Here is a 17,047-nt window from a genome sequence, read left to right as displayed (position 1 = left end):
ACGCCGGCGAACCCGCCGGCCCGTCCCCCCGCCCGTCCACCGGCCCACGCACCCGACGAGCCACCCGCCCACATGCCCGACCAAGGCCCCGACCAAGGCCCCTACCAGGGACCCCATCAAGGCCCCCACCAGGGACCCCATCACGGTCCTCACCACGGACCTGGGCAAGGACCCCACCAGGGACACCACCAAGGACCCGGGCAAGGCCCTGGACAGGGACTCGACCATCGGCCCGCGCACGCGCCCGGCCAGGGAGAGATCCAGATGCCCGCCCACGGTCCGGGGCAGGCCGGCGCTCACGGGCAGGCCCAGGAGCCCGCGCAGGGGAACGTCCTGGCTCCCGCGCAGACCCCGGGGCACATGGGCGGGCAGGCCGCGCCGCTCACCGCGGCCCAGGGCTCGGCCCCGTCACCGGGCACCGCCCCGCGGCCGTTCCCGGCCGAGGACACGGCGAGCTGGGGCACGACGGAACCGGGCAGGGGCCCGGCGGACATGATGGCAGGGCCGGGCGGGATGGGCGCGGCGCCTCTGGAGCACGCGCGGCGCCCGGCCCACCCGGAGGACCCGCGCCAGGGCCCGCCCGGCGCCGCCACTCCCAAGGACGGCGTCTCCTCGTACGGCCGCACCCCGCTGCCCCCGCGCCTGGTCTGGCGGCTGGGCACGGGCGCGGCCAGGATGGCGGCCGACACGCCGGACGGCTGGCAGACCTGGCGCTTCCTGCCCGACAAGCGCCTCAACCGCTTCTACCCGGCCGGCACCTGGACGATCACCGCCACCGCCAAGGGCGCGAACGGCCGCACGGTCACGCAGTACGCCTCGTTCGAGCTCAAGCGCGAGACCAAGCTCTCGGCGGTACGGGCCGAGAAGTCGGCCCGCGCGGACGGCGTACGGCTGCGCGGCTCGCTGACCCGGGTGGACCCGCGCGGCCTGACCGACTACGGCCCGTTCGGCAAGCAGCGGCTCGAGGTGCTCTGGCGTCCGGACGCGTCCTCGGCCTGGACGAGGGTCGGGGAGACGACGACGGACGCGGCGGGCGCGTTCGTCGGGACGGTCAAGGGCCGCACGGGCGGTTACTGGCGCGTTCGTTTCCCCGGAACGGGACACTACGCCGCAAATGTCTCTAAAGTACGACAAATCGTGCAATAGCACAGATAAGGCGTTCCGTTAAACCGTTGAATCGCCGCCGTTGCCGAATCGTGATCAACTTTGTCGCAACTTTTCCTTACCCTTACGCGTCATTGGTTGACGTGCCCCGTTAGGGGGCGCGTTTTCGGACGGGGAAGGATTTGAGGTTTTGAAGATGCGACGTCTGGCCGCCGGTCTGGCGGCTGCTGCCCTGGGCGCGACGATGGTGGCCACGGCCGCCTCGCCCGCGCTCGCCGACCCGGGCCTCGACCCGGATGTCGCGGGCGGTCACACCAGCCTCCAGCTCGATGTGAACCCCGAGCCCGCCTGGCGGGGCAAGCCCCTCACCATCGAGGGCAAGCTCTCGGTGCAGTGCGACGATGACTACATCAGCGGTTTCGTCTCGGTCCACCACGCCGACTACTGCAAGAAGCAGGAGAACTGGCACCGCCTGGCCTGGAAGCGGGTCGTCATCCTCTTCCAGCCGGACCACAGCGGCCGCTGGGAGCACGTCGACACCGTGCGCACGAGCGGCAAGGGCTACTTCGGCCTGAGGGTGCCGGCCCGCTCGTCGGGCACGTGGCGCGCGGTCTTCGAGGGCAGCCGGCACCTGGCCCCCTCGGAGGGCAAGGACTGGGTGAAGGTCATCGGTCACCGCCACCACTGACGGCACCACCACCCGCCACACCCGAACGCCCGGCCACCCCGGCCGGGCGTTCGCCATGTCCGGGCCGGGGTGGCCGATCAGCGGGGTGGCCGATCAGCGGGGTGGCCGATCAGCGGGGTGGCCGATCAGCGGGGTGGCCGATCAGCGGGGTGGCCGATCAGTAGGAGACGGCGACCTGGACCCGGTGGTGCCGGGGGTTCTCCACCTCGTCCACGAGTGCCACCGCCAGGTCCGCGTACGAGAACGCCGGCTCGCCCTCACGCGACTCCGGCACCCGCCCGTCCCCGAACCGGTACCGCCCGGTCCTGGCCGCCTCGGCGTCCAGCATCACGGGCGGCGGCGCGATCACCACCCAGTCCAGCGCCGACTCCGCCAGCACGCCGAGCTCCGCCGCGTGCCCCAGCGAGAAGGCGCGCGCGTCGGCGGGGAACCCGGGCGTGTCGATGAGCCGTACGCCGGGGGAGACCTCCAGCAGGCTGCCGATCCCCAGCGCCACCAGGCGGGACACCCCTGCCCGCGCCAGCCCGTCCACCAGCGCCCGCGAGGCCGCCGTGTAGAACTCCTCCGACGGCATGTCCAGCCGCGCCGCCACCTGGACCGCCACGTCGTGCCCCGCCGCCACCTCCGCCACGCTCCCGGCCTCGGCCACGTCACCGGCGACCACCTTCACCCGCGCGCCCCAGCCGCCGCCGTCCCCACCGTTCCCGGAGCCCGAGCCCGCCCGCTCACCGCCCCCGCCCGGGCCCCGCAGACCCGGATGCCTCGACGGGTCACGCACCACGGCGGTCACCTCGTGCCCACGGCCGGCCGCCTCCGCGACCACCTTCAGCCCGGCCCGGCCACCCGCCCCGAACACCACGATCCTGCTCATACCACGCCTCCACGGCTCCGGACGGCCGGACTTCCCGGCCGCCGTCTCCGCAGACGGTAGAAGAGGAGGTGTCAGTTCCCGCAACGATAGTCACCCCGGGACTTCCCGGCCGGACGAAGGGCATCCCGCGAGATGACGAGCCGGCCGGGTGGCTCCTACGATGGCGGAATGCGCGAGCCCTACCCCGACGGGATGCCCGAGCCGCTGGACCCGCACATGTTCACCGACTGCCCGCCGGTTTCCCCGCCGATCCGTCTCGGCGGAAAGTGGACCGCGAAGATCATCCGCTGCCTGGAGTCCGGGCCGCGCCGATTCACCGAGCTCCAGATCCCCTTGCGCGGCATCACCCCGAAGGTGCTCACCGAGTCCCTGCGGGCCATGGAGCGCGACGGCCTGCTCACCCGCACCGCCTACGACGAGATCCCGCCGCGCGTCGAGTACGAGCTCACCGGCCTCGGCCGCAGCCTGCTCGAACCCATGAACGCCGGCTGCGAGTGGTCCCGCAGGCACCTGCCCGACCTCATGCGCGCCCGCGACGCCTGGCACGCCGCCATCCCGTAGCGGGGCGGCGCGCCGGCCCGGCGGCGGGACCGGGGCCGGGAAAGGCGGCGGACCGCATGCGTGGAGCATGGAATCGATCTAGGGAAGAATGTGTTGTCGTGCGTGAAGTGGCGGATTTTGGGGGCGAGCGGACAGCCGACGTAGTCTGGCCCTCTGGCGTACGGAACAGGAGGTGACGCCCGTGTTGCGAGACTCGTTCGGACGGGTGGCGACGGATCTGCGGGTGTCCCTCACGGACAAGTGCAATCTTCGCTGTACGTACTGCATGCCCCCCGAGGGCCTCGACTGGCTCCCCAACGCCAAGCTGCTCACCGCCGACGAGATCGTCCGCCTGGTGACGATCGGCGTCGAGCGGCTCGGCATCACCGAGGTGCGCTACACCGGCGGCGAGCCCCTCCTGCGCCGCGAGCTGGTGGACATCGTCGCCCGCACCACCGCCCTGACCCCCAGGCCGCAGGTCTCCCTGACCACCAACGGCATCGGCCTGGCCCGCCTCGCGCAGCCGCTGGCCGACGCCGGGCTCGACCGGGTCAACGTCTCGCTCGACACGCTCGACGCGGCCACGTTCAAGCGCCTGGCGCACCGCGACCGGCACGCCGACGTGGTCGCCGGCCTGGCCGCCGCCGACGCCGCGGGCCTGCGTCCGGTCAAGGTCAACGCGGTGCTGATGCGCGGCGTCAACGACCACGAGGCCGTGCCGCTGCTGCGCTGGTGCCTCGACCACGGCTACGAGCTGCGCTTCATCGAGCAGATGCCCCTCGACGCCCAGCACGGCTGGAGCCGCGCGGACATGGTGACCGCCGACGAGATCCTCGGCCTCCTGTCGGGCTCCTTCGACCTCACGCCCGACGACCTGGAGGAGCGCGGCAGCGCCCCGGCCGAGCGGTTCCTCGTCGACGGCGGGCCCGCCCGGGTCGGTGTGATCGGCTCGGTGACGCGGCCGTTCTGCGGGGCGTGCGACCGGGTGCGGCTCACCGCCGACGGCCAGGTGCGCAACTGCCTGTTCGCCACCGAGGAGTCCGACCTGAAGGCGGCGCTGCGCGCGGGGGCCTCCGACGAGGAGCTGGCCGCGCGGTGGCTGGCGGCCGTGTCCCGCAAACGGGCCGGCCACGGCATCGACGACCCGTCATTCCTCCAGCCGTCCCGCCCGATGTCCGCCATCGGCGGCTGACGCGACCCCGCGGCATGCCCGCCGACCCGCCCCGGCCCGCCGCCCCGGCCGACTCTTCCGGGCCCGTTTCTTCGCGGGAGGACGTCATGCCTTCGTCCGGGGATGCCGGGCCCGTGCCGGTCTACGACGCCGTCGTACTCGCCGGCGGGCAAGCGCGCCGGTTGGGCGGGGCCGACAAGCCCGGGCTCACCGTGGGCGGCAGGTCGCTCCTGGAGCACGTGCTGGCGGCCGTCGCCAGCGCCCGCAGAACCGTCGTGGCCGGTCCCGAGCGCGATCTGCCGGGAGTGGTGTTCGTGCGCGAGGACCCGCCGGGCGGCGGCCCCGTGCCGGCGCTGGCGGCCGGGCTGGCGCGGGTGACGGCCCCCTGGGTGGCGCTGCTGGCCGGCGACCTGCCCTTCATGACCGCCGCGCACGTCACCGCCCTGCTGGCCGCGGCGCGCCGCGCGGGCGGCGGCGTCGTGCTGCTGGACGATGAGGGACGTGAGCAGTGGCTGGCGGGCGCGTGGCCGGCGGCCGAGCTGAAGGCCGCGCTCGCCGGCTACCCGGGCCGCTCGCTCAAGGGCCTGCTCGCCCCCCTGGTGCGCGCCCGGCTGAGGTTGCCCGGACGCCCCTGGTTCGACTGCGACACAATGGACGACCTGGAGGAGGCTCGTATGAACGTGCTGCACGAATGGACCATCCTGGCCTGCGAGGAGCTGGGCATCGACCCGGCCCGCGTGGACCGCGACCAGATCCTCGACCTGACCAAGGAGGTCGCCCACGGGGTCGCCAGGCCGGCCGCGCCGCTGACGGCGTACCTGCTCGGCCTGGCCCAGGGGGCCGGAACCGCCCCCGAGGACGCCGTGGCGCGATTGACCACATTGGCGAAGAACTGGGGCCAGGCGACTACTGAGACGCTGACAGACGGCTGACACTCGAACGAACTCTTGAAGTCAAGCTCCCCCCGCCTGAAGATTTCCTGTGAATATCGAGGCGGGGGCGAGTGTAAACGATTTCGGGAAAGCCGTCCTATCCGACGGCGAGGCCGGCACGCACTGATCGAAAGATGGCCGGGAAAAGGGCGACGCCGGGTGGTTACGGGGGCAAACCACCCGGCGTCGCTTCATCGGCGTTCCGACGGGGGCCCGGAACGCCGGCACCAGCACTCCGACGGGGGACCGGAGCGCTTGGCTAAAGCGTACACCTACAACCCATGGGATGCGTCAAGACTTAGTCACGACCCGATCTCGCGTCGATGCAGCGGTATCTCGGTTTGGTTAGCTTCAGGGGTCTGAAAGGTAGGCGGAGGCGCACCGTTCGACCTCTCATTGGCCCCGATTACCGCTATGTATGGCAAAAAGACGGCGGCGGCGATGAACAGCAGCCGGTACGGCCACGGCACCGGCACCACGACCGCCAGGATCAGGCAGATCGTCCGGATCCCCATCTTGATGAGGTAAGAGACCTCACGCTTGCGGATGTCCGAGCTCAGCGACGGCCTGGCGTCCGTGACCTGGTGGACGTCTGGTTTCCTGCGCCACCCCTTCATATCTTCCACCGTAGCCCCAGGGGGCCGAGGTGGCGACGGCAGCCCGGCAGGGGGAGAGGGGTCATGCGATCATGGCCTTCTAGTAAGGAGGATGTGGAGATGACGGATCGAACGTACCGGGTCACCGAAATAGTCGGAACGTCTGGGGAGAGCGTCGACCAGGCCATCCGCAACGGCCTCAGGAGGGCCTCGCAGACGCTGCGGCACCTCGACTGGTTCGAGGTGACGGAGATCCGCGGGCACCTCGACGCGGGAGAGGTCGCGCACTTCCAGGTCGGCATGAAGGTGGGCTTCCGCCTCGAGGACGCCTGAGGCGGCCACGCGGGGCGGTGGCGGCCCCGGCGGGGGCCACGGTCCGCCGCGCGCCCCGCGAACCCCTCAGCGGCCCTCTCCGCGCCGGCCACGCCCCGGCCTCCCCGCGTCCGGGAACGCCTTGAGGGGCCTCCGCCCGTGAAAGAGCGGCGGCCCCTCAGGGCGTGGCGGTCAGCTCGCCTGGCTGACCGTGGACATGTTGAAGTCGGGCACCCGTACCGGCGGCATGATCGCCCGCTGGAAGTAGTCGCTCCACTCGCGCGGCAGCGTCTGCGCGCCCGCGCCCACCTCGGTGATGCGCCCCAGCAGATCGACGGGGCTCTCGTTGAAGCGGAAGTTGTTGACCTCCCCCACGACCTCGCCATGCTCGACCAGATAGACGCCGTCCCTGGTCAGCCCGGTCAGGAGCAGGGTCTGCGGATCGACCTCGCGGATGTACCACAGGCAGGTCAGCAGCAGGCCGCGCTCGGTGGAGGCGATCATCTCCTCCAGCGACGGCGCCCGCCCGCCGGCCGGCCCCGACATGATCAGGTTGTCGATGGCCGGCGTCACGGGCAGCCCGCTCAGCTCGGCGGAGTAGCGGGTCTGCAGCAGCGCCTCCAGCCGGCCGTCCCTGATCCAGTCGGTACGCCCCAGCGGCAGCCCGTTGTCGAACACCGAGCTCTCCCTGCCGGAGGAGTGCGCGGTCACGAACGGCGCGCACCCGATGCCCGCCGCGCCCGGGTCGCTGGACAGCGAGAGGGGCAGCGTGGCGAGCTGGTCGCCCACCCGCGTGCCCCCGCCGGGCCTGGCGAACACCGAACGCCCGTCGAGCGCGTCACGCGCCCCCGCCGACCAGACCAGGTAGATCATCAGGTCGGCCACCGCGCTCGGCGGCAGCAGCGTCTCGTAGCGGCCCGCCGGCAGGTCGACGCGGGTCTTGGCCCACTCCAGCCGCTGCGCCAGCGTGGAACCGAGCGCGGCCACGTCGACGTCGGCGAAGTCGCGGGTGGACACGCCGGTCCACGCCGAGCGCTTCAGGTCGCCGGACTTGGCGTTCAGCTCCAGCCGGCCGGTCGGCTGGTCGTGGCGCAGCCGCACGCCGGTCGAGGTGCCGAGGAAGGTGGAGGTCAGCGAGTGCTCGGCGAACCCGTACAGCTTCCTGCCGCCCGCCTCCGCCGCCGCGAACGCCTCGCCCAGCGCGGGCGCGAACCCCTCGAACACCCCGATGTCGGTCGGCCGCACCTCCTCGGCCCAGTGCGGGGACGCCTCGCCGGCCTCGACCAGCGGGCGGGCGTCCTCGGCCGGCCGGGCCGCGCGGGCCGCCGCGTCGGCCGCCGCCACCACGTCGGCGAGCTGCTCGTCGCGTACGGCGGCCCGCGACACCACCCCCACGCCCTGCCCCGCGATCGAGATCACGGTCAGCCGGGCCGAGCGGGCGACGCCGTTGGTGGTCAGCGTGTTGCCCGCGAAGCGCAGGTTGGCCGTGGACCCCTCGTCCACGAGCACCACGCAGCCGTCGTTGCCGGAGAGCTGCAGAGCCCTCTCCACCATCTCCTGAGGTGTCACTTCCCGCCCTCCTGCACGGTGTTGAGGATGCGCACGCCCCTGAACAGCGCCGACGGGCATCCGTGACTGACCGGCGCGACCTGCCCCGGCTGCCCCTTGCCGCAGTTGAACGCGCCGCCGAGCACGTAGGTCTCCGGCCCGCCGACCGCCTCCATGGACTGCCAGAAGTCCGTCGTGGTCGCCTGGTAGGCGAAGTCCCTGACCTGCCCGTCGAGCCGGCCGTTGGTGATCTTGTACGCGCGCTGCCCGGTGAACTGGAAGTTGTAGCGCTGCATGTCGATCGACCAGCTCTTGTCGCCCACGATGTAGAGGCCCCGCTCGACGCCCGAGATCAGCTCCTCGGTGGCGGGCCCGCCGGGCGCGGCGGCCAGCGACACGTTGGCCATGCGCTGGATCGGCATGTGGCCCGGCGAGTCGGCGAAGGCGCACCCGTTGGAGCGCCCGAGCCCCTTCATCAGCGCCATCCGCCGGTCGAGCTGGTAGCCGACCAGGATGCCGTCCTTGACGATGTCGAAACTCTGCCCCTGCACGCCCTCGTCGTCGTAGCCGATCGTGGCCAGGCCGTGCGTGACCGTGCGGTCGCCGGTCACGTTCATCAGCGGCGAGCCGTAGACCAGCTCGCCGAGCTGGTCGAAGGTGGCGAAGCTGGTGCCGGCGTAGGCCGCCTCGTAGCCCAGCGCCCGGTCCAGCTCGGTGGCGTGGCCGATCGACTCGTGGATGGTCAGCCACAGGTTGGACGGGTCGATCACCAGGTCGTAGTCGCCGGCCTCGACCGACGGCGCGGCCAGCTTCTCCGCCAGCAGCTCGGGCAGCCTGGCCAGCTCGCCCTGCCAGTCCCAGCCGGTGCCGGTCAGGTATTCGTAGCCGCGGCCGACCGGCGGCGCGATCGTCGACATGTCGTCGAAGCCGTTCTCGGTCGCCTTCATGGCGTTGAGCGTGGGATGCACCCGCACCCGCTGCTGCGTGGTCACCGTGCCGGCCGTGTCGGCGTAGAACTTCTGCTCCTTGACCTGGAGCAGCCGCGCCGAGACGTGGTCGGCGCCCTTCAGTAGCCCGGCCGACCACTCGGCCAGCAGGCCGACCTTGTCGGCCGAGGGCACCTCGAACGGGTCGACGTCGTAGGCCGACACCCACACCGCCCCGGCGTGGACCGGCTCGGGGGCCAGCTCGATCGGCTCCCTGTTGATCGGGGCGCTCACCTCCGCCACCCGCACCGCCTGCTCGGCCACCGCCGCGGCGGCCTCCGGCGTCAGGTGGATGCCGGCGGCGAACCCCCACGTGCCGCCCTTGACGACACGTACGGCGTATCCGAGGTCGTCGGCGTCCATGGCGCCTTCGAGGCGGGCGTCGTAGAGGTTCAGGGTCTCGGCCCTGACACGTTCGAGGCGGAAGTCGGCGTGCTCGGCGCCCAGGTCACGGGCACGTTGCAGGGCGGCGTCCGCCAGCTGCCGCAGCGGCAGCTCCAGGAAGTCGGGGTCGATCTGGCGCATGTCCACGATCCTAACCCTGTGATCTTGTGCCACCCGGACAAGCCGATACCGGCGGGTAGGAGATAGCGTCAGTTCTCATGGCACGCTCTGTACTCGTCACCGGGGGCAATCGCGGCATAGGCCTCGCGATCGCCCGTGAACTCACCGCGGCGGGCGACGCCGTCGCGGTCACCTACCGATCGGGGGAGCCGCCCGAGGGCCTGTTCGGCGTGCGCTGCGACGTCACCAGCACGGCCGACGTCGAGGCCGCGTTCGACAAGGTCGAGGCCGAGCACGGCCCGGTCGAGGTGCTCGTCTCCAACGCCGGCATCACCAAGGACACGCTGCTGGCGATGATGAAGGAAGAGACCTTCACCGACGTCATCGACGCCAACCTCACCGGCGCCTACCGCGTGGCCAAGCGGGCCATCCGGCCCATGATGCGGCTCAAGCGCGGCCGGATCGTCCTCATCTCCTCCGTCGTCGGCCTCAGCGGCCAGGCCGGTCAGGCCAACTACGCCGCCTCCAAGGCCGGCCTGGTGGGCTTCGCCCGCTCCCTGGCGCGCGAATACGGCTCGCGCAACATCACGGTCAACGTCGTCTCGCCCGGCTTCGTCGCCACCGACATGACGGCCGAGCTCGACAAGGAGGCGATCACCGCCAACATCCCCCTCGGGCGGCAGGCGGCCCCCGAGGAGATCGCGCGCGTCGTGCGCTTCCTGGCGAGCGACGACGCCTCCTACATCACCGGGGCCGTGATCCCGGTCGACGGCGGACTCGGAATGGGGCACTGACGTGGGCATTCTCGAAGGCAAGCGGATCCTCGTCACCGGGGTGCTGACCGACGCCTCCATCGCGTTCTCCGTGGCCAAGCTGGCCCAGGAGGAGGGCGCCACCGTCGTGCTGACCGGCTTCGGCCGGCTCAGCCTGGTGGAGCGCATCGCCAGGCGGCTGCCCGCGCCGGCGCCGGTGCTGGAGCTCGACGTGCAGAACAACGAGCACCTCGACACCCTCGCCGCCCGCGTGGGCGAGCACGTCGACGGCCTCGACGGCGTCGTGCACTCCATCGGCTTCGCCCCGCAGAGCGCGCTCGGGGGCAACTTCCTCAACACCCCGTGGGAAGACGTCGCCACGGCGCTGCAGGTGTCGACCTACTCCTACAAGTCGCTGGCCGTGGCCTGCCTGCCCCTCATGAAGGAGGGCGGCGCGGTGGTCGGGCTCGACTTCGACGCCTCCAAGGCGTGGCCCGTCTACGACTGGATGGGCGTGGCCAAGGCCGGGCTCGAGTCCTGCAACCGCTACCTCGCCCGCGACCTGGGCAAGCACAACATCCGGGTCAACCTGGTGGCGGCGGGCCCGCTGCGCACGATGGCGGCCAAGTCGATCCCGGGCTTCAAGGAGTTCGAGGACAGCTGGCCCGACAAGGCCCCGCTGGGCTGGGACCTGTCCGACACCGTCCCGGCGGCCAGGGCGTGCGTGGCCCTGCTGTCCGACTGGTTCCCCGCGACCACGGGCGACATCGTGCACGTCGACGGCGGCGTCCACGCCATCGGCGCCTGACGCCCCGCCCGCACCGCACCGTCGGCCCGGCCTGCACCCACCGTCGGCCCGGCCTGCACCGCACCGTCCGCCCGGCCTGCGGCGCGCCGGCCTCGCGCGCGACCGGCGCCCGGCGACCCGCGCCCGGCCCCTGCCTCGCGGGCAGGGGTCAGGCCAGGCGGTGGCGGCTGTTGCCGGCGCGGGCGGGCTCGAACGGGATCGACTCCGAGGGCTCCGAGCGCTGGCGGCGCTGCTGCACGATGCGCGTGGCCAGCACCGCCGACCCGAGCAGCGCGATGGTCAGCACCGTCCCCAGCACGTCTGAGGCCGGCGGGCTGGGCCGCACCACGCGCTGGTCCTGCATCGGCACGGCCAGCTCGTGCGCGAACGGGTTGGGCCACAACAGGTCCACCCTGGGCTCTTCCGCGTGCGCGGTCCGCTTCTCCGGCACGGGCCGGCCGGTGTCCACGAGCTGCGGCGTGCTCTCCGGGCGGGTGGTGCGCGGCGCGGTGGCGGTGGCGGTGGCGGTGGCGGTGGGGGCGGGGGCGGGAGAGTTGACCCAGCCCCGCCCCGTGCGCGCGCCCGCCGACGACGCGGGCGAGGACGTGGCCGACGGCGACTGCCGGCCCATCACGCGCTGGTCCTCGCAGGCCAGCACGGGCAGGCAGACGTCCCCGAGCGTGTCGGGGACCAGCCCCGTCCGGCCCGGCTGCGGCGTCTTGGGCGTCGTGCTCCGGGACGGCGCCGGCAGGGTCGGCCGCCCGGGGGAGGACCTGGTGGTCGGCACCGCCTCGCCGACCCGGCCGAGCACCTCGTCGGTGGCCTTGTCGAGCCCGCCGGTCACCTTCTCGGTCGTGCCGCCGGTCAGGGTGTCGACCGTGCCCGTGACCACGTCGACGACCTCGCACAGCGCGTCCGTCACCCCCGAGAGCAGGCCGCCGCCGCGCGTGCAGTCCTGTACGGCGGCCGACGCCGCGGGCGCCGCCACCGGGACGGCCGCCAGCGCCACCGCGAGAACTCCAGCCGAGATCGCGGTCCTGCTCCCCATCCGTCCCCTCCTGCGTCGCTTCCGGGGGAAATCCTTATGGACATCGAGCGTCAGACGCAGGCGTTTGACAGGTAAAGTTGCGATTCGGTATCGACTAGTGATACGCGAGAGAACTTCTGGTTCCCCCTCCTCCAGCCGCCGCGGGCCGGGACCGTCCCGCCGCGCCCGGCCGCCGGGGCCCCGCCGGTCAGTCGAGCGACGACACGTCATCGAGGGCCTCTCGGATCTCTATCGGCAGCACGACGTCCTCCGCCGTGAGCACGCCCTTGAGCTGCGCGTGGGTGCGCGCCCCCACGATGGCCGCGGCCACCCCCGGCTGGTCGCGCACCCACGACAGCGCCACGGCCAGCGGTGACACGCCCAGCCCGTCGGCGGCGGTCATGACGGACTCCACGACCCGGCGGCTGCGCTCGTCGAGGTAGGGGCGGACGAAGTCGGCGAAGTGCGGCGTCGCGGCGCGCGAGTCGGCGGGGATGCCGGTGCGGTATTTGCCCGTCAGCACCCCCCGCCCCAGCGGCGACCAGGCCAGCACCCCCACCCCGAGGTGGGCGGCGGCGGGCAGCAGCTCGCGCTCGGGCTCGCGGGCCAGCAGCGAGTATTCGGCCTGCGCCGAGGTGATCGGGATGCGGCCGGGCACCGTCTTCTGGGTGACGGCGGCGGCGGCGAGCTGCCAGCCGGCGTAGTCGCAGACGCCCGCGTAGACCGCCCGGCCGGAGGAGACGATCGCGTCGAGAGCGCCCAGGGTCTCCTCCAGGGGCACCTCGGCGTCGTAGGTGTGCAGCTGCCACAGGTCGACGTAGTCGAGCCCGAGCCGGTTGAGCGAGTCGTCGACGGCGGCGATCAGGTGGCGCCTGGAGGCGTCGCGCGGGCGGCGGCCGGTCGGGGTGACCACGGCCTTGGTGGAGATGACCAGCTCGGAGCGCGGCACCGAGTCGCGCAGCATCCGCCCCAGCAGCCGCTCGGCGTCGCCGCCGGTGTAGACGTCGGCCGTGTCGACGAGGGTGCCGCCCGCGTCGAGGAAGGTGCGCAGCTGGGCGGCGGCTTCGTCCGCGTCGGTGTCACGCCCCCAGGTCATCGTGCCGAGCCCCAGCCGGGACACCGACAGGCCGCTGTGGCCGACATAGCGCTGCTCCATGATCCCGCCAGGTTACCGTCCAGGCCGATGAAACGTCGTGATCGACGCCTGCGACACTTGCGGGATGACCACGCTGCTTCTGGTCCGGCACGGGCTGACGGACCTCACAGGGCCGGTGCTGGCCGGCCGTACCCCGGGGGTGCATCTGAGCGAGGCGGGCAGGGCGCAGGCGGCCGCGCTCGCCGGGCGCATCGCGGGCGTCAGGCTCGACGCCATTGTCTCCAGCCCGCTGGAGCGCTGCCAGGAAACGGCGCAAGCGGTCGCCGCGGGCCGCGGGCTGGAGGTGCGCACCGATGAACGCTTCATCGAGTGCGGCTACGGAGAGTGGACCGGCCGGCCGCTCTCGGAGCTCGCCAAGGAGCCCCTGTGGCGGGTCGTGCAGGCGCACCCCAGCGCGGTGACATTTCCGGAAGGGGAGTCGCTGACGGAAATGCAGCATCGTGCGGTCTCGGCCGTCCGGGAGTGGAATCAACGCCTGGGGGAGAAGGCTTCCTACCTGGTTTGCAGCCACGGCGACGTGATCAAGGCGATCGTCGCGGACGCGCTGGGCCTTCACCTCGATCAGTTTCAGCGGATTACGGCTGATCCGGCGGCCGTCACAGTGGTGCGCTATGCCCCCTTGCGTCCCTTTGTTCTCAGAGTCAACGATATGGGGGAATTGCGGCTTCCCGAGGATTCGGAGGAGAAAGACGGGGGAGAAAACATCACCGGGAGCGATGCCGCCGTCGGCGGCGGACCCGGAACCACGTAAGGTCAGGCTATGCCGGTCTTCGACTACGACCCACCAGAGAGGTTCGTCGCCGGTGCCTTGGGGCAGCCGGGCGCGCGGGTCTTTTTTCTGCAGGCCAGGGCCGAGGGCAGACTGACCACGGTGGCGCTGGAGAAATTGCAGGTCGCCGCACTCGCGGGCAGGCTCGACGAGCTGCTCGACGAGGTGCTGCGGCTCAGCGGGGGCACCGCCCAGGTGCCCGCGCTGGCCCCGGCCGACCTGACCGACGACGGGCCTCTCGACGCGCCGGTCGCGGAGGACTTCCGCGTCGGCACCATGGCGCTGACCTGGGACGCCGAGAAATCGCAGGTGGTGATAGAAGCGCAGGAGGTCGTCGACGAGGACGACCTCGACAGGCCCGAGCCCGCGGTGCTGCGGGTGCGCATCAGCGCGGGGGCCGCGCGCGCCTTCACCCGGCGAGCCCTGCAGATCGTCGCGGCGGGCCGACCGCCGTGTCCCCTGTGCGGGCAGCCGCTCGACGCCGCCGGGCACGTCTGCGTCCGTCTCAACGGCTACCGCGGGGGTGAGGCGGCTTCATGACCGCTCCGGAGAGCGAACCGGCCGTCAAGCCACCCGCCCCACCGCCGTCCATGCATGACGAAGAGGCCCTCACGCTGCTGCGCGACGGCACCCTCGAGGTCGCCGGCCGCCTCGTCGAGGCGACCAACATGACGCTCTACTGCTCGGTCAAGCTCGGCTCCCGCTCGGCCGCCTGCGTCTACAAGCCCGTACGCGGCGAGCGCCCGCTGTGGGACTTCCCCGACGGCACCCTCGCCGCCCGCGAGGTGGCCGCCTTCGAGGTCTCGCAGGCCACCGGCTGGCGCATCGTGCCGCCCACCGTCTACCGCGACGGGCCCTTCGGGCCGGGCATGTGCCAGCTGTGGATCGACACCGAGCGCGAGATCGACCTCATGCGCCTGGTCAAGAGCCGCAACCCGGTGGTGCGCCGGATGGCGGTGTTCGACGCGGTGGTCAACAACGCCGACCGCAAGGGCGGCCACCTGCTGCCGCTGCCCACCGGCCACGTCTACGGCGTCGACCACGGGGTCTGCTTCTCGGTGGAGGACAAACTGCGCACGGTCCTGTGGCAGTGGCGCGGCAAGCCGCTGGCCCGCGAGGCGGTGGCGGTGCTGGCCAAGCTCGAACGCGACATCGAGTCCGGCACGCTCGGCAGGCGGCTGCGCGAGCTGCTGACCCAGGCCGAGGTCGAGGCCACCTGGCGGCGGGTCAGGCGGCTGCTCGACACCGGCGTGCACCCCTACCCGTCGGAGGGCTGGCCGGCCATACCCTGGCCCCCGATCTGAACGACCCTGTACCCGTTTATTACCCTTTGCCCATGTGCACGCTGATCGTGAGAACCGGGCCGACGCTGAGCCTCATGGGCGTGAGAGACGAGTTCGCCGACCGGCCCTGGGAGGGGCCGGGTGAGCACTGGCCCGAATACCCGGGCGTGATCGGCGGGCGCGACCTGAAGGCCGGCGGCACCTGGCTGGCCGTCAACCCCGCGGCCCGCCGGGCCGCGGCGCTGCTCAACGGGCACGGCAGGGCCGCCGGGGAGAAGACGAAGGTCTCCCGGGGCGACCTGGCACTGCGGGCGGCGTGCACGGGGGAGGGGCCGGGCGGCGACCTCGGCCACTACGACCCCTTCCACCTGGTGCTCGCCGACCTGTCGCGGGTGCGCCTGTTCAGCTGGGACGGCGCGGGCCTGGCCGTCTCCGAGCTGCCCGCGGGCACCAGCATGGTCGTCAACACGGGCCTCGACCCCGACAGCCCCCGCGTCGTGGCGCACCTGCCCCGCTTCCGCGACCAGGCCGACTGGGGCGAGCTGATCACGGCCGAGCCGTCCTCCGACGCGAGCGCGCTCATCGTCCGGCACGAGCTGCCCGACGGCCGCGTCTTCGCCTCCCTGTCGGTGATGCGGGTCGAGATCGGGCCCGGCGACGTGACGTACGCGTTCACCGACCTGACCGCCGATCGGGACGGATAGGCTCAAAGGCATGAGATCGTGGTCTGCCCAGAACGTTCCAAAGCTCCCAGGTGAGAGCATTCCGCTGCGTCTCTATGACACGTCGGCCAAGCAGGTGCGGCAGACCGATCCCGGACCGACCGCCAGGATGTACGTCTGCGGCATCACCCCGTACGACGCCACCCACCTCGGCCACGCCAACACCTACCACGCCTTCGATCTCGTGGGCCGGGTGTGGCGCGACGCGGGCCACGAGGTGCACTACACGCAGAACGCCACCGACGTGGACGACCCGCTGCTGGAGCGGGCCGAGCAGACCGGCATCGACTGGCAGGAGCTGGCCGAGCGGGAGATCGAGCTGTTCCGCGGCGACATGGAGGCGCTGCGCATCCTGCCGCCCCGCGAATACGTCGGCGTCACCGAGGTCGTCGGCCGGGTGGCCGACCTGATCTCCAGGCTGTCGGCCAAGGGCGTCACCTACGTCCTCGACGGCGACGTCTACTTCAGCGTGGCCGACGCCCCCAAGTTCGGCCAGGTGTCCGGCTACGACGAGCAGGAGATGCTCGCCCTGTTCGCCGAGCGCGGCGGCGACCCCGACCGGCCGGGCAAGCGCCACCCGCTCGACTGGCTGCTGTGGCGGGCCGAGCGGCCCGGCGAGCCGGCCTGGGAGTCGCGGCTGGGCCGGGGACGCCCCGGCTGGCACATCGAGTGCACCGCGATCGCGCTCGACAACCTCGGCCCCGGCTACGACGTGGCCGGCGGCGGCTCCGACCTGATCTTCCCGCACCACGAGTGCGGCGCCTCCGAGGGGCACGCCGCGACCGGCGAGTGGCCGTTCGCCAAGTTCTACACGCACGCCGGGATGGTGGCGCTCGACGGCGAGAAGATGTCGAAGTCCAAGGGCAACCTGGTCTTCGTCTCCAAGCTGCGCCGCGAGCACGACCCGATGGCGATCAGGCTCGTGCTGCTGGCCCACCACTACCGCGCCGACTGGGAGTACACCCCCGACCTGATGGCCGGCGCCGAGCGCAGGCTGGCGCTGTGGCGCTCGGCCGCCGCGCTGACCGCGGGGCCGCCCGCCGGCGAGCTGCTGGCCCGGGTGCGCGAGCGGCTGGCCGACGACCTCGACTCGCCCGGCGCGCTGGCCGCCGTCGACGCCTGGGCCGCGCGGGCCCTCGCCGGTGACGGCTCCGACGACTCCGCGCCCGGGCTCGTGCGCGACCTCGCCGACGCGCTGCTCGGGATCTCCCTGCGCTGACCCCCGCTTCACCGGGGCCGTCCCCGGACGCCCGCTCCCCGGCCGCCCGCTCCCCGGCCGCCCGCTCCCCGGGCGGCCGC

The 17,047-nt window shown here is 72.5% G+C and carries 19 protein-coding genes; 13 read left to right on the top strand and 6 right to left on the bottom strand.

The genetic code is table 11. The annotated features are described in order from the left end of the window. The first annotated feature begins 264 nt into the window (after positions 1–264). Together IO39_RS25570 and IO39_RS25565 are read left to right on the top strand one after the other, a co-directional pair. The gene (locus IO39_RS25570) at positions 265–1,146 is read left to right on the top strand and encodes a hypothetical protein (protein ID WP_043628018.1); all 882 of its coding nucleotides are present in this window, start codon (positions 265–267) and stop codon (positions 1,144–1,146) included. A 148-nt stretch (positions 1,147–1,294) separates the two neighbouring features. After that, positions 1,295–1,792 carry a hypothetical protein gene (locus IO39_RS25565; protein ID WP_157548890.1) on the top strand — a complete coding sequence of 166 codons (498 nt, stop codon included), beginning with the start codon at positions 1,295–1,297 and terminating at the stop codon, positions 1,790–1,792. 157 nt (positions 1,793–1,949) lie between these two features. On the opposite strand, the gene IO39_RS25560 is transcribed toward IO39_RS25565, so the two are convergent. Next, a complete protein-coding gene (locus tag IO39_RS25560; protein WP_211267160.1) occupies positions 1,950–2,663 on the bottom strand; it encodes an NAD(P)-dependent oxidoreductase in 714 nt (237 codons plus the stop codon). A 168-nt stretch (positions 2,664–2,831) separates the two neighbouring features. Between IO39_RS25560 and IO39_RS25555 the strand changes: the two genes are divergently transcribed. The 3 genes from IO39_RS25555 (at position 2,832) to IO39_RS25545 (ending at position 5,306) form a co-directional block, all read left to right on the top strand. Further along, complete coding sequence (locus IO39_RS25555) at positions 2,832–3,224, top strand: winged helix-turn-helix transcriptional regulator (protein WP_245642224.1); 393 nt, start codon at positions 2,832–2,834, stop codon at positions 3,222–3,224. Positions 3,225–3,405: 181 nt separating this feature from the next. Beyond that, the gene (gene moaA / locus IO39_RS25550) at positions 3,406–4,395 is read left to right on the top strand and encodes a GTP 3',8-cyclase MoaA (protein ID WP_245642222.1); all 990 of its coding nucleotides are present in this window, start codon (positions 3,406–3,408) and stop codon (positions 4,393–4,395) included. Positions 4,396–4,481: 86 nt separating this feature from the next. Then, positions 4,482–5,306: an NTP transferase domain-containing protein gene (locus IO39_RS25545; RefSeq protein ID WP_043628012.1), complete on the top strand. Its 825-nt coding sequence runs from the start codon at positions 4,482–4,484 to the stop codon at positions 5,304–5,306. Positions 5,307–5,608: 302 nt separating this feature from the next. Here IO39_RS25545 and IO39_RS25540 read toward each other — a convergent pair whose 3' ends face one another. Further along, positions 5,609–5,923 (bottom strand): DUF3099 domain-containing protein, encoded by a 315-nt coding sequence (locus IO39_RS25540; protein ID WP_043628010.1) that lies wholly within the window; start codon positions 5,921–5,923, stop codon positions 5,609–5,611. 99 nt (positions 5,924–6,022) lie between these two features. Here IO39_RS25540 and IO39_RS25535 point away from each other — a divergent pair, with 99 nt between their 5' ends. Next, on the top strand, positions 6,023–6,235 hold the full coding sequence (locus IO39_RS25535; RefSeq protein WP_043628308.1) for a dodecin: 213 nt from the start codon (positions 6,023–6,025) through the stop codon (positions 6,233–6,235). Positions 6,236–6,406: 171 nt separating this feature from the next. Here the strand turns inward: IO39_RS25535 and IO39_RS25530 are convergent, their stop codons facing one another. Both IO39_RS25530 and IO39_RS25525 read right to left on the bottom strand, forming a co-directional pair. Then, positions 6,407–7,768, bottom strand: coding sequence for a metallopeptidase TldD-related protein (locus tag IO39_RS25530; protein WP_043628007.1), 1,362 nt, complete (start codon positions 7,766–7,768; stop codon positions 6,407–6,409). Positions 7,769–7,779: 11 nt separating this feature from the next. Continuing rightward, on the bottom strand, positions 7,780–9,273 hold the full coding sequence (locus IO39_RS25525; protein WP_043628005.1) for a TldD/PmbA family protein: 1,494 nt from the start codon (positions 9,271–9,273) through the stop codon (positions 7,780–7,782). Positions 9,274–9,350: 77 nt separating this feature from the next. Here IO39_RS25525 and IO39_RS25520 point away from each other — a divergent pair, with 77 nt between their 5' ends. Next, positions 9,351–10,046 carry a beta-ketoacyl-ACP reductase gene (locus IO39_RS25520; protein WP_043628002.1) on the top strand — a complete coding sequence of 232 codons (696 nt, stop codon included), beginning with the start codon at positions 9,351–9,353 and terminating at the stop codon, positions 10,044–10,046. 1 nt (position 10,047) lies between these two features. Next, positions 10,048–10,812, top strand: a complete 765-nt coding sequence (gene fabI / locus IO39_RS25515; RefSeq protein ID WP_043628000.1) for an enoyl-ACP reductase FabI — start codon at positions 10,048–10,050, stop codon at positions 10,810–10,812. A gap of 148 nt (positions 10,813–10,960) precedes the next feature. Here the strand turns inward: fabI and IO39_RS25510 are convergent, their stop codons facing one another. After that, positions 10,961–11,839, bottom strand: coding sequence for a hypothetical protein (locus IO39_RS25510; RefSeq protein ID WP_157548888.1), 879 nt, complete (start codon positions 11,837–11,839; stop codon positions 10,961–10,963). Positions 11,840–12,026: 187 nt separating this feature from the next. Beyond that, positions 12,027–12,974, bottom strand: coding sequence for an aldo/keto reductase (locus IO39_RS25505; protein ID WP_043627997.1), 948 nt, complete (start codon positions 12,972–12,974; stop codon positions 12,027–12,029). A 64-nt stretch (positions 12,975–13,038) separates the two neighbouring features. On the opposite strand from IO39_RS25505, the gene IO39_RS25500 reads away from it, so the two are divergent. Genes IO39_RS25500 through mshC form a run of 5 tightly spaced genes read left to right on the top strand, consistent with a single transcriptional unit; the run spans position 13,039 to position 16,967 of the window. Beyond that, positions 13,039–13,725: an MSMEG_4193 family putative phosphomutase gene (locus tag IO39_RS25500; RefSeq protein WP_043628306.1), complete on the top strand. Its 687-nt coding sequence runs from the start codon at positions 13,039–13,041 to the stop codon at positions 13,723–13,725. Between the two features lie 9 nt (positions 13,726–13,734). Beyond that, positions 13,735–14,283 (top strand): DUF3090 domain-containing protein, encoded by a 549-nt coding sequence (locus IO39_RS25495; protein ID WP_043627996.1) that lies wholly within the window; start codon positions 13,735–13,737, stop codon positions 14,281–14,283. Positions 14,284–14,333: 50 nt separating this feature from the next. Then, a complete protein-coding gene (locus IO39_RS25490) occupies positions 14,334–15,047 on the top strand; it encodes an SCO1664 family protein (RefSeq protein ID WP_245642220.1) in 714 nt (237 codons plus the stop codon). 32 nt (positions 15,048–15,079) lie between these two features. Further along, complete coding sequence (locus IO39_RS25485) at positions 15,080–15,730, top strand: NRDE family protein (protein ID WP_043627992.1); 651 nt, start codon at positions 15,080–15,082, stop codon at positions 15,728–15,730. Between the two features lie 10 nt (positions 15,731–15,740). Then, complete coding sequence (mshC, locus tag IO39_RS25480) at positions 15,741–16,967, top strand: cysteine--1-D-myo-inosityl 2-amino-2-deoxy-alpha-D-glucopyranoside ligase (protein WP_084773474.1); 1,227 nt, start codon at positions 15,741–15,743, stop codon at positions 16,965–16,967. The last annotated feature ends 80 nt before the right edge of the window (positions 16,968–17,047 follow it).

The organism is Nonomuraea candida (genome assembly GCF_000725485.1).
Taxonomy (GTDB): Bacteria; Actinomycetota; Actinomycetes; order Streptosporangiales; family Streptosporangiaceae; genus Nonomuraea; species Nonomuraea candida.
Note: the sequence above shows the minus strand (reverse complement) of the source record. Positions and strands in the feature narration are given on the sequence as shown.

Excerpts from the sequence above, each read along its gene's own strand:
- IO39_RS25510 (WP_157548888.1), bottom strand. The coding sequence starts at position 11,839 with ATGGGGAGCAGGACCGCGATCTCGGCTGGAGTTCTCGCGGTGGCGCTG.
- IO39_RS25560 (WP_211267160.1), bottom strand. The coding sequence starts at position 2,663 with ATGAGCAGGATCGTGGTGTTCGGGGCGGGTGGCCGGGCCGGGCTGAAG.
- IO39_RS25485 (WP_043627992.1), top strand. The coding sequence starts at position 15,080 with ATGTGCACGCTGATCGTGAGAACCGGGCCGACGCTGAGCCTCATGGGC.
- IO39_RS25535 (WP_043628308.1), top strand. The coding sequence starts at position 6,023 with ATGACGGATCGAACGTACCGGGTCACCGAAATAGTCGGAACGTCTGGG.
- IO39_RS25500 (WP_043628306.1), top strand. The coding sequence starts at position 13,039 with ATGACCACGCTGCTTCTGGTCCGGCACGGGCTGACGGACCTCACAGGG.
- IO39_RS25495 (WP_043627996.1), top strand. The coding sequence starts at position 13,735 with ATGCCGGTCTTCGACTACGACCCACCAGAGAGGTTCGTCGCCGGTGCC.
- IO39_RS25505 (WP_043627997.1), bottom strand. The coding sequence starts at position 12,974 with ATGGAGCAGCGCTATGTCGGCCACAGCGGCCTGTCGGTGTCCCGGCTG.
- mshC (WP_084773474.1), top strand. The coding sequence starts at position 15,741 with ATGAGATCGTGGTCTGCCCAGAACGTTCCAAAGCTCCCAGGTGAGAGC.
- IO39_RS25545 (WP_043628012.1), top strand. The coding sequence starts at position 4,482 with ATGCCTTCGTCCGGGGATGCCGGGCCCGTGCCGGTCTACGACGCCGTC.
- IO39_RS25530 (WP_043628007.1), bottom strand. The coding sequence starts at position 7,768 with ATGGTGGAGAGGGCTCTGCAGCTCTCCGGCAACGACGGCTGCGTGGTG.
- IO39_RS25555 (WP_245642224.1), top strand. The coding sequence starts at position 2,832 with ATGCGCGAGCCCTACCCCGACGGGATGCCCGAGCCGCTGGACCCGCAC.
- IO39_RS25570 (WP_043628018.1), top strand. The coding sequence starts at position 265 with ATGCCCGCCCACGGTCCGGGGCAGGCCGGCGCTCACGGGCAGGCCCAG.
- IO39_RS25540 (WP_043628010.1), bottom strand. The coding sequence starts at position 5,923 with ATGAAGGGGTGGCGCAGGAAACCAGACGTCCACCAGGTCACGGACGCC.
- IO39_RS25525 (WP_043628005.1), bottom strand. The coding sequence starts at position 9,273 with ATGCGCCAGATCGACCCCGACTTCCTGGAGCTGCCGCTGCGGCAGCTG.
- IO39_RS25520 (WP_043628002.1), top strand. The coding sequence starts at position 9,351 with ATGGCACGCTCTGTACTCGTCACCGGGGGCAATCGCGGCATAGGCCTC.
- IO39_RS25490 (WP_245642220.1), top strand. The coding sequence starts at position 14,334 with ATGCATGACGAAGAGGCCCTCACGCTGCTGCGCGACGGCACCCTCGAG.